The organism is Bacillus sp. 05T31 (assembly GCF_056396725.1).
The window spans coordinates 1-11,659 of sequence record NZ_JBFTMA010000104.1; the positions used below are offsets into that span (position 1 = coordinate 1).

7 protein-coding genes and 2 pseudogenes are annotated in these 11,659 nt (G+C 36.7%); 3 read left to right on the forward strand and 6 right to left on the reverse strand.

Annotated elements, in window-relative coordinates:
* Positions 1-878 (reverse strand): annotated as a pseudogene (locus tag AC1DJR_RS09510) (S-layer homology domain-containing protein); the annotation flags it as partial.
* 400 nt (positions 879-1,278) lie between these two features.
* Here AC1DJR_RS09510 and brnQ point away from each other — a divergent pair.
* From brnQ to glsA, 3 genes are all read left to right on the forward strand, one after another.
* Positions 1,279-2,604 carry a branched-chain amino acid transport system II carrier protein gene (brnQ, locus tag AC1DJR_RS09515; RefSeq protein ID WP_477002473.1) on the forward strand — a complete coding sequence of 442 codons (1,326 nt, stop codon included), beginning with the start codon at positions 1,279-1,281 and terminating at the stop codon, positions 2,602-2,604.
* Between the two features lie 631 nt (positions 2,605-3,235).
* Positions 3,236-4,693 (forward strand): alanine/glycine:cation symporter family protein, encoded by a 1,458-nt coding sequence (locus tag AC1DJR_RS09520; protein WP_477002474.1) that lies wholly within the window; start codon positions 3,236-3,238, stop codon positions 4,691-4,693.
* 243 nt (positions 4,694-4,936) lie between these two features.
* Positions 4,937-5,866 carry a glutaminase A gene (gene glsA, locus AC1DJR_RS09525; RefSeq protein WP_429688871.1) on the forward strand — a complete coding sequence of 310 codons (930 nt, stop codon included), beginning with the start codon at positions 4,937-4,939 and terminating at the stop codon, positions 5,864-5,866.
* A gap of 520 nt (positions 5,867-6,386) precedes the next feature.
* Here the strand turns inward: glsA and AC1DJR_RS09530 are convergent.
* From AC1DJR_RS09530 to AC1DJR_RS09550, 5 genes and pseudogenes are all read right to left on the reverse strand, one after another.
* Positions 6,387-6,527, reverse strand: a pseudogene (locus AC1DJR_RS09530) (ABC transporter ATP-binding protein); the annotation flags it as partial.
* Between the two features lie 158 nt (positions 6,528-6,685).
* The gene (locus tag AC1DJR_RS09535) at positions 6,686-9,166 is read right to left on the reverse strand and encodes an RICIN domain-containing protein (protein WP_078205713.1); all 2,481 of its coding nucleotides are present in this window, start codon (positions 9,164-9,166) and stop codon (positions 6,686-6,688) included.
* 36 nt (positions 9,167-9,202) lie between these two features.
* Complete coding sequence (locus tag AC1DJR_RS09540) at positions 9,203-9,856, reverse strand: DUF11 domain-containing protein (protein ID WP_002169678.1); 654 nt, start codon at positions 9,854-9,856, stop codon at positions 9,203-9,205.
* A gap of 103 nt (positions 9,857-9,959) precedes the next feature.
* Entirely contained in the window at positions 9,960-10,535 is a 576-nt protein-coding gene (locus tag AC1DJR_RS09545; RefSeq protein ID WP_477002475.1) for a DUF11 domain-containing protein, read from the reverse strand.
* A 44-nt stretch (positions 10,536-10,579) separates the two neighbouring features.
* Positions 10,580-11,659 (reverse strand): DUF11 domain-containing protein (locus tag AC1DJR_RS09550; protein WP_477002476.1); only part of this gene is annotated, 1,080 nt, incomplete at its 5' end.

Here is an 11,659-nt window from a genome sequence, read left to right on the forward strand (position 1 = left end):
TGATAAATCTCTTTATCATCCACTGTAAAATGCCACGAAGCAGCACGATCTGTATTCCCTGTTGCTTGATTATATAAATATTGTGCGTGATTTTTTGCACCTGCCCCTGGGCTCTCATTATCTGTTTCATGAATTGTAATATACTTTGCATTCATCGCATATCCAGGACGAATATTATCGTTACCTTTTGGAACAATCCATTCTGTAAATGGTACACCATATATATTACTAGTAGYAGCTCTTTGTTTRATAAGTGAAGGCTTTGACCCTTTAAATTTTACAGAAGGCGACTTTATCCATTTGATCTCACCATTAGTTTGTATTTGAAACCAATCTCCTGCCTGTGTTATAGCATCTAGTGTTTGGGGTTCTAAACTACCATTTTCTTTAAATTCATCAAATGGAGATGAATAAACTTCTGTTTTCTCATTAATTACTATTTTTCTTGAATCACTTGGTAAAGTATAGATATTTCTTTCTATAAAGGTTTGATTACTATTATATATCCAACCTTCTCCCGAGCTTGTTTGAACAAAATACCAGTCACCATTCTTCTTTGTTCCTGTTGCTATTTGTTTAGGTATTTCACTGGTAACAGTAGATTGTATATTAGGAGAATCATATAAAGTAGTTTGTTTTTGGATATTTACAATAAAGTTTCCTTGTATTTCACCATTTTCATCTATTTTATCCCCTTTTCCATCCTCATCTCTCATATCATCTTCAATACTCTTTATCGCTTCTATATCAGAAGACGTTATTTTAGTTCCCGTTACTACATTTTCTACTGAATCTGCAAACGAAGTAGTAGGAATGTTTATGTTTACTATTTGAAGTACCATGACCGTTGCTAAGACGTTATAAAGTCGTTTATTCATATTAATTTTTAACACACAATGCACGTATTACGCTGTGTTAAATCCCCCTCCTTTTTTAAAATAGTTTTAGCAAATTTACAAATGAAATTAATTTCAATATTCTGTAATTTTATACTAAAAACCACCATTTCTGTATTATTGTATATAAATAAAAGTGGAAATTATCTTTAATAACAGTTCTCCCTCCTCTTCCCATAATCATATTTCTAATAATTACACGCATTTTAGAGTAGCGTATAAAAAAAGAACTTATTTATATCATTTTATTTATTTCRAATAGTATTTCAAGTAAAATAAGGRATTTTTTTCATTTTTATTTTTCTGTATTTTCTAATTTCATATGTTATAATGAAAAAAACTTAAATTTCGACATTTTTCGTCAAAAAAAGGAGAGTGCTCTATGAAACAATCGTTAACTTTTAAAGAAACAATCCCTATTGGACTTATGCTGTTTGCAATATTTTTCGGTGCAGGTAATATGATATTCCCTCCATTATTAGGATATTCATCTGGAWCSAATATTTGGATATCRATTTCGGGATTTGTTGTGAGTAGTATTGGACTTCCATTACTAGCCATCGCTGCTATTTCCCTTTTTGGTGGAAATGTTAGTACCCTTGCTAGTAGGATTCACCCCGCCTGTGGTGTTATTATCCCTCTTATCATTTATTTAGCAATTGGCCCTTTTTTCGCCATTCCTCGTACAGGCACTGTTTCATATGAAATGGCAGTTGCCCCCTTTTTAAGTAACAACATGCAAAATCAATGGTATATATTACTCCTATACACATTTGTATATTTCGCTACAACGTATTATCTATCTTTAAATCCCTCTAAATTGGTAGATAGAATTGGAAAATATTTAACTCCGCTGTTACTAATCATGATTAGTATTATTATTGTTAAAGCAATTTCTTCACCAGTTGGATCTATTTCAACACCCTCTGATTCATATCAGCAAGCTCCTTTTTTCAAAGGATTTATTGAAGGATTTTTAACAATGGATGCCCTTGCTGCTCTCGTATTTGGAATTATCGTAATTAACGCTATAAAAGAAAAAGGTGTTACAAATAAAAAATCCATTGCTAAATCTACTATAGTAGCAGGGCTTATAGCCGCATTTGGATTATCTATCATATATATATCACTTGCTTATATTGGAGCTACTTCTCAAACATTTGGCACATTTGAAAACGGAAGTGTGTTATTAACAAATGTAGTACAACATCTATTTGGACAATATGGTCTTTCCTTATTAGGAACTACAATGTTATTCGCATGTTTAACTACATCTGTAGGACTCGTTTCAGCATGTGGGAGATTTTTCACAACACTATTTCCAAAGATTTCTTATAACAAAATCATTTTAATTATTTGCTTATTTAGCTTTGGAGTATCAAACCTTGGTTTGTCTATGCTAATTAAACTTTCCCTACCCATCCTAATTGTTATCTATCCTGTAGCAATTGTGCTAATTATCCTCGCTTTTTTTGATCGATTTATAAAAGATAAGCAGGCTGTCTATGTTGGATCAGTTTTAGGAGCATTACTGATTAGTATAGTACAAGGATTAGAAACAGCAGAACTTGCTAGTGACTCGTTGCTTACTTTCATGCAATACGTTCCTCTATACAATGAAGGAATGGGATGGATTTTAATAGCCTTACTTGGTAGTTTGATTGGTTTGATGATTTCAGGAAGAACTAAACAATGTTCTACTACCTAAAATCATTAAGGCAATTGTAATCATTGGAACAATGTAACTCTAAAGGGGCGTCTGATTCCTGTACAAAAAGAAAATATATAAACGAAAATAGTATCGGGATTGAATTTTTCCTGGTAATAACATTATGGTAGCTTCTTTGAACTCCCCCCACTTAACAATCTTACGAGATGTTTGAAGTGGGGGATTCCTGCGAACATCGATATATCCACCAGTTATCTTAGCAGGCTCTTCCCGTAGTTCCTACGGGAAGAACTGAAGTGTCTTGTACGTTGACTCATCACGCTTCCTACTTTAGCTTGGTTTTCGCAACTTCGGCAAGCGTGGGACGATGGAACGTTGAAGATTTTACGATTGCAACGATTTTTCTGCAACCAACCTTATATCTTCAGTTTTCAAAGAGCAATCTGTACAAGTATATTGTAGCAACCGTTTTGACTTACGCCATCCGACATTTATCTCCCGCCTACCTGCTGGTGCTATCACACCTTCACACAAATTGAGGAGGAAGTGTTCTGTCGGAAAAAGATAAAATAATCTTTGCACATCATGTTTCCACTTATTTTCTTTGTCATACTGAATCCACGTCTTTTTAAATAAATATATATTCATTAGAATAAGGAGGAGTAAGCATATGGATTTTATTAAAGATGTAATCACTCCCATCCACAAATTCATTGGAATTACAAATGAATTTTTATGGGGTTACATCCTAATTGCTCTTTTAATTGGGGTTGGATGCTATTTTACAATTCAAACAAGGTTTGTACAATTTCGCTATGTTGGTGAAATGATTCGCTTACTTAGTGATGGTGCAAGTTCCTCAACTCGTAAAGCACAAAAAGAAAAAAATGGAGTTTCTTCTTTTCAAGCATTTTGCATGAGTACAGCTTCTCGCGTTGGTACAGGAAATCTAGCTGGTGTCGCCATTGCGATCTCCACCGGCGGACCCGGTGCAATATTTTGGATGTGGCTTATCGCAATAATTGGAGGAGCTTCTGCATTTGTTGAAAGTACACTTGCTCAAATATACAAAGTAAAAGATGGAAATAAATTTCGAGGCGGTCCAGCTTACTATATGGAAAAAGGATTAAATAAACGCTGGATGGGAGTTGTTTTCTCAATTTTAATTACAGTTTGCTTTGGTCTTGTGTTTAATGCTGTTCAAGCGAATACGGTTACACTAGCATTTGAAAACGCATTCAACCTAGAGCCTACAATTGTCGGCTGTATACTAGTAGGTTTGATAGCACTAATCATTTTTGGAGGCGTAAAACGGATTGCTCGTGTCGCAGAAATGATTGTACCATTTATGGCGATTCTTTATGTTGGTGTTGCACTATTTGTGGTTATTACAAATATTACGCAAGTTCCTATTTTATTAAAAGAAATTTTGCTGCATGCTTTTGGTATTAAGGAAGTTGTAGGCGGAGGGCTTGGTGCTGCGATTCTTCTAGGAGTAAAGCGTGGTTTATTTTCAAATGAAGCTGGCATGGGAAGTGCGCCAAACGCAGCTGCGACTGCCAATGTTACACATCCTGTTAAACAAGGATTTATTCAAACGCTTGGTGTTTTTACGGATACACTAATAATTTGTAGTTGTACTGCATTTATGATCCTTCTATCCGATATGCACAATGCTACAGACCTGAATGGGATTCAATTAACACAAGAAGCATTAAAAACTCATATTGGACCATGGGCACCTACCTTTGTAGCAATAGCTATTTTTCTATTTGCCTTTAGTTCTCTCGTTGGGAACTATTATTATGGGGAAACAAACATTGAGTTCTTAAGTGGTAGTAAGACATTATTACTGATATATCGTATTTCGGTAATTGGTATGGTAATGCTAGGTTCTATAGCAAYGGTTMAAATTGTKTGGGATATTGCAGATTTATTCATGGGGATTATGGCCATTTTCAACCTAATTGCAATCATCCTCCTTGGAAAATATGCTTTCTCCGCCCTCAAAGATTATATAAGGCAAAAGAAAGCCGGAAAAGATCCGATTTTCTATGCAACTAATATTCCTAATTTAAATAATACTGAATGCTGGAACAGCGAAAGCACCCAAGAAAAGATTGGATAACAAAAATCTTTTCTTAAATACAGAGGAGTCAATTTTTAGAATACCGAAGATGCACCTTTATTCAGGTCGTTTATTAAATACAGATTATATGAACACAACTAAAAAGTTGTGGAAATAGGAAATTATGAACTTGCACGTTTATAATATTTCAGACAATATCTATCCTTTTCACCAAAAATTTTATTAACCTTCAGATGAATTAGAGAGAATACATTTAATAAAAAGGAAAAGGACGTATTAGTTATGCACTGTATTCAAACAAATAACCTAGAACAATTACTAGAGCAAGTACAATCATATACAAAAAAAGGGAAACTGGCTACTTATATCCCAGAACTAAGAAATGCAAATCCAGATGATTTAGGGATTGCAATTTATCATAAAGAAACAGATTATATCCATGCTGGGAACTCCCAAACGCTTTTTACCCTTCAAAGTATTTCAAAAGTAATTACGCTTGCACTTGCACTTTTAGAGCGTGGCGAAGAGTATGTATTTTCTAAAGTTGGAATGGAGCCAACTGGGGACCCTTTTAATTCTATTATAAAACTAGAAACAGCTAACCCTTCTAAACCACTCAATCCAATGATTAACGCAGGAGCACTAGCGATTACAAGTATACTAACAGGGGATAGTAATGATGAGAAGATGGAACGGATTCTTTCCTTTGTGCGTGATATTACGGACAATTCTACGATTAATTACTCTTCAAAAGTAGCCGGCTCTGAATTAGAAACAGCTTACTTGAATCGTTCTCTTTGCTACTATATGAAACAAAATAACATTATCAATGGCGATGTAGAGGCGTTAATGGACTTATACACACGTCAATGCGCAATTGAGGTAAACTGCATTGATTTAGCACGGATTGGTTTGATTTTTGCAATGGATGGATATGATCCATATAGAAAAAAACAAATCGTTCCGGAACATATAACAAAAATTTGTAAAACATTTATGGTCACATGCGGCATGTACAACGAATCTGGTGAATTTGCAATTCGCGTCGGAATACCCGCCAAGAGTGGGGTTGCCGGTGGGATATTCGGATGCGTAAAAGGAGAAATGGGAATTGGTATTTTTGGACCCGCTCTAGATGCTAACGGAAATAGTATAGCTGGTTTTAAAATACTAGAACTACTTTCCGCACAAGAAGGCTGGAGTATGTTTTAACGAATTCCCCGAAAGAATTCTCCTTCCTCAAGCGTTGGACATCTAGGGGTGGAACACCCCGAAGTAAAGCTCAGGGAGACGAAAGGTTACTTTCATCGTGGAACTGAGAAGCTCCCACTTCAAGCTTTGCTAAGTGGTGAGTAGTTCACATTCATAAGTTATTATCTAACTGCTGGTGTTCACCATCCAATAAAACCAGTAACTACATCCAAAAAAGTGCTCCTAGATTTATCTAGGAGCACTTTTTTAGGAAATACTCTTCTCTCCATGCTTTGCCTCACACCCAAAAATAAGGGAGCAGATTCTACTCTATAGGTTGACTGTGAATTTGTCGATTCATGGTAACCCAAGTGGTTGTAAACAATATCATTAATAGCATTACAATGATATATAATCCTGTTTGAGGTATCATGGTACCAATCATTACGCCCATCAATAAGAGGGTTGGAATTTGAATAGTCTTAAGTTTTTATTTTCATACATCTAAAGAATCCACGATACCTCTATAAAAGTGAATTCATTACTCAAAAACCTCCCTAAACAACTCATGTACTGCTTTACCTTGATGAAAACGAATTTCCTCTACGTTTTCATGTAATACAATATTTCCGTCTTTTAAAAAGATTACCTCATCAAATGTATTTTCGATTTCTTCTATTAAATAATTTTTTACACCATAACACAAAAAAGACATGAGTCTATACTTTTCAATGACTCATGTCTTTTCTTTTTAAAGTTTATTCTACAGTTTTTATTAAAAGCAAATACTTCTACTTTGTGCTACTATATCGAAACACATACTTTATTTTATAAAAAGTATTATTTTAATTTTGTCAATTCCCAACATTGAGCATCTGTACCATTGTCTGGCCATTGTTGAATATTAGCACCATTGTTTTGTATACTACTCTTCAGATCAAGTAATTGGCCGCTATGCTTAGCTATCAATTTAAGCGTTCCATCCGAATTTTTTTCGATTTTCCATTTTTGATTATCTCCACCAATGTCTTCCCATTGTTCTACATTCGCACCATCACTGTTTGAAGCTCCGGACACAGTAAGCAATTTCCCACTATGAACTGCTTTGATTTTATAATACCCATCTGCCATCTTCTCTAGTTCCCATTTTTGATGATCTCCGCCGTTATAATCCCATTGTTGGACGTTTACACCATTATCCATTGAGGCGCTAGATATATCTAATACTTTTTGACTTCCTTTATTTTTGATGATATAGACACCACTGTAGTCAATCCCTTCAATACCATCGCAACAAAGTATTTTTGCTTTTTGCAATGTATCTTGTTGCAATTTTTCGTCTAAAATTATTTTTGTTAGTTTGTGGGTCAACTGTTCATTCTCATTGAGTAATTCTTCTGCACTCTGCTTCCCTTCGTTGAAGGCCCGAATTGCATCTTGTATTTTTAATTTTTCTGCTACGATTACTCCTGCAGCCGCTAACTCAGCTTCTCCAATACCTGTCACGATTTTCTTCTGTGCTTCTTTACAATTGCTTTCGTGAATAGCTGTCACTTCATTCGTCATTTCTACTTTACGATAAATTTGTCCATCAGGAATAAGCTTATATTTATAATCAACTTTTGCTTTGTTTGTCACTTTCTTAGGCACTGGGTTATCAATCAACACTTGGAAGGTGACTCTTGTCGTCGTCCCGGGCTCTACCGTACCAATATTCACGCCACTTTCTATATTGCCTGAGAGAGGGCGCCCATCTATCTGTAAACTGCCTGGAACCAACTTCGTTCCATTTGGAATTTGATCCTCAATTACGACATCGGTCAGTTGTGTATCACCTGTATTAGCAACTTCAATGGTATAGGTTATAATGTTACCTGCCTTGACATAAACTGACATGTCTTGCCGTTTCACTACCTCTACCTCTACTTTTCGAATGACCGTAATGGCTTCATTACTATCTGCTGTACCTGAAGAGACCGGTAAGCCTGGGGCACTTTGGAAATCATACACGACAGTAGCTTTATTCACCGCTCTATTGTCTGGTGGCACTTTTAATACTAAGGCTTGAAAGGTAACTTCCGTCGGTCCTTCGATAGATATGGAACCAATGTCTACTCCTTTTGTCGGATCTCCACCAGGTATAGGAACGCCATCGACTTGTAAGCTGCCTTCAACAAACTTTAATTCTGGTGGAAGAGTATCTTTTAAAATAGTTTTTTGTGCTTCGGTCATTCCACTGTTTTCAATTAATAGAGTGTAAGTAAGGATTTCACCCACGATAGCTGCTTCTTTATCTACTTCTTTATTAATTTTAATTTCTGGACTATTCACATCAATTTGAACACCCAGACCTGTCACGATATAACCATCTGATTTCGAAGTCAGTTGAACTAATGCCTCCGTTTGTGAGTTCTCCATAGCTGTAGAAGCGTCCACATTGGTAATATCCCAATTATAACGAACTGCTGGTCCGGCACTTCCTGGTGTGACATTTACATTCCCATAGGTACCACTCGTATCTAGATTCCCTGCATCATCATTAATTTGTGAAGCAAAGAAGTTGTCAATCGGATTATTGGGACCTGAGATGGGCTTTAAAGAAGAAGCATCTTTTCCAAAAAGTAACTGATCTCCTGGAATCTTTGAATCTCCTTCCATTGCGGTTAGCAACAATCTTGCTTTGACATCACCAAGTTCAGGCGTAGAGAAGCCAGAAATTTTCTGGCTTACTGATCCCGTTTTCTCAATCGATGCTGTTCCGACATGAATGTTCATATTTCGAAGAGGCAGTGTAGGATCTTTATAAACCACAGATAAAGTCCATCCCCCCACGTTGTTCCCTTTATATCTTTGTACTGTCGCTGGTACACCACTGACAGTATAATTACCAGCCCCACCTGCATCTATAAAACTAGTAACATTGGCAGAGCGAACATAAAATATTTGGTTCGCCTGAGCTACTTGCTGACTCGTAGTCGGATCTGGCGTAATGAGGGTACTCCCTTTTGGCGAGATTAACGTTATGGCCCGATCTATTTCACTCGTCACATCCTCGGTACTCGTTTTTGTTGATCCACCCCAAATTAACTCTGCATATAATACTATGCTTCCCGTTGGTAAGCGAAGCTGTGCAGCAGAAGCATTTTCTTTCCAATCCAGTGTGGTACCTGCAGGATATCCTGGTACCTGCTTAGACAAATCTAATGTGATAAATGCACCAATATCTGTATAACTGATATTGGTATTACTTAGACCCAGTGTGTTGCCAGTAAAAGTAACCGCTCCGTTAGTCGTGGTTGAATATCGCTGAATAAACGCCATGATTCTCACCCTTTCTCTATTTATCTATTCCTATCCCTACTTACAACCACAACATAGGTCTTTAACTTGATCTAACTTTTTCTTCAACTCTTTTTCCAGATTAGCAATTTGCTGAACTGCTTTCTTTGCACTCTTGTTAATTGCTAGCAAATCCGTCACTTTAATCCGGCCACCTCGGAATGAATTAATTGCTGCTTGAATCTTTTCGCCTTCCATGTAAAGAATCGTGGCTAGGCCTTTTTCCTCTTGTGCGATGGAATGAATGATTAAGTCACGTGACCATTCACAGGTTGTTCGTCCTGCTGGCACATTGGTTTGTACTTCGTTACTGACCGCATCTACATAACCACCTGAATACTGAGAGCCCATGTAAGCTTTATTCCTAATCACTCCACTAGAATGAGGTTTAATCACTTCAACTTTAAATGTAATGATGATAGGCCCTTCAATGGATAGTCTATCAAGTACAATCGTTTTCGTTGGATCTTCACCAGGTTTTGATTCACCGTCAATTTCCACACTATTCGGGACAAACTGCACCTCTTCTGATAGAAAATCCTTAAAATGACAATTAGTAACATCAATTAGACTATCATTGGAAATGGTAAACGTATATGTTAGAATATCTCCTACCACCGCATCAATTTTGTCTACTTCCTTTTCTATACTCACTTTCGGAAAATTAGACATGTGCCTCTCCCTTTCTTTTCTGTAATTCATACCTTATTAGTGATGAATCAGATTCCCTATTTTTCAAAAGCATCTGAGAAAAAGTAAGACATCCTCTTCTTCTCTACTTACAACCACTACATAAATCCTGAATCGTATTTCTCTTGTTCTGTAGTTCTTGTTTCAATGTAGATAATGTTTGAGAAACACTATTTTCACTCTGAATAATCAAATTCTGTTCATTTTTTGTAATCCTGCCACTATTAAAGGCTTGATTTGCCGTCTTTATTTTTTCTGCTTCTGCATCCAGTAACTCCTGAATGGCCTTCTCTTCCTGTTTAATTGAAAATTCAATGGTACTTTGATTGTTCTCACAGTTAGTAGGAGGACGCACAATCACTTTTGTCTCTGTTATATTACTGGCTGCTTCTCCTTTTTTGATAGGCGATCCAGAAGCACTTTCAAATTCATAATTTAAGGTGGCTTTATTTTTCACTAGCTCATCTGGAGGAATATTGATTACTTTCGCTTGAAATGTCACTTCAATCAGTTCTCCTGTTCCTACCATTCCTAGCTTAATCCTATCTTTTACTTTTGCCTCATTTTTGTTTACTTTTTTATTTATTTCCATCTTCAGACTATCCTCCATTAATCTATTCGCCTCAGTTTTCATATTTACATACCCCCGACTTTGAGACATATTTCATCACCCTTTCCATCATCGAATCAAATTATATATGGATGTTATGAGCAAAAATCACAAATTTCTTGGGTAACAGCGAGTTTATCTTTAAGCACTGATTCTAGTACGATTAGGCTGTCTAACATATCCTCCACACTTTCATTGACAGCGAWGAGATCTTGGACTCCTATTTTCTTATCTCCAAACGCACGAGCAGCTACTTCAATTTTTTCTGCTTCTGCCCGCATAATCCTAGCAATGCTTTGTTCCGCCTCAGCAATCGTTTGGATAATCTGATTTTTCCCTTCTTCACAGGTAGGTGGCTCAATCACTTCAATCCCAGGTTTGTTACTAATACTCGTCGCTGTCGAAATAGGTAAATCTGGTCTACTCTGAAAATCAAAGATCATCGATGCTTGATTATGCACCACTTTATCATCAGGCTCTTTCATGATTTTCGCTTGATACGTGATGAGGACTGTTTCTCCTACAGCCAAAGTACCAATGTTCACACCCTTAGCAATATCTTGTCCTGGCCATGCCGCGCCTCTGATTCGTAAACTATCTGGTAAATATTCAAGTTCTGGATCTAAGTAGTCCTGAAGAATCACATTAGTCGCATCTACATAGCCATCATTTTTTACTTCCAAAGTGTAAGTTACTATTTCACCTACTACAGCTTGTTTTTTATCCCCCGACTTATTCATTTTTACGATTGGGCTATTGGCGTCAATCTGTACTCCATATCCACTCACCAAATAGGTATCTTGCGCCGTCGCAATACGGGCGATTGCCTCGGTTTGACTATGATGCAACGTGTGAGAAATATCTACATTCGTGATATCCCAACCCGATCGTACGCCAAATCCATCTGATCCAAGAGGCTTATTGAGCGTTCCAGCAGTTCCACTAGTATCTAAATTTCCTAGATCATCGTTAATCTGCGACGCAAAAAAATTATTTCCAGGATTATTCGGCCCAGATATCACCGAAAGCGACGAACGATTGGGACCAAATTCAAAGCGATCGCCAGGAAGATTAGAGTTTCCTTCCAGTGCCGTAAGCATGACACGTCCCTGGATATCCCCACCTTCTGGGGTTTTAAAATTATAAATCAACTCATCCACTGGAGGATTAGACAT

Excerpts from the sequence above, each read along its gene's own strand:
- glsA (WP_429688871.1), top strand. The coding sequence starts at position 4,937 with ATGCACTGTATTCAAACAAATAACCTAGAACAATTACTAGAGCAAGTA.
- AC1DJR_RS09540 (WP_002169678.1), bottom strand. The coding sequence starts at position 9,856 with ATGTCTAATTTTCCGAAAGTGAGTATAGAAAAGGAAGTAGACAAAATT.
- AC1DJR_RS09545 (WP_477002475.1), bottom strand. The coding sequence starts at position 10,535 with ATGTCTCAAAGTCGGGGGTATGTAAATATGAAAACTGAGGCGAATAGA.
- AC1DJR_RS09535 (WP_078205713.1), bottom strand. The coding sequence starts at position 9,166 with ATGGCGTTTATTCAGCGATATTCAACCACGACTAACGGAGCGGTTACT.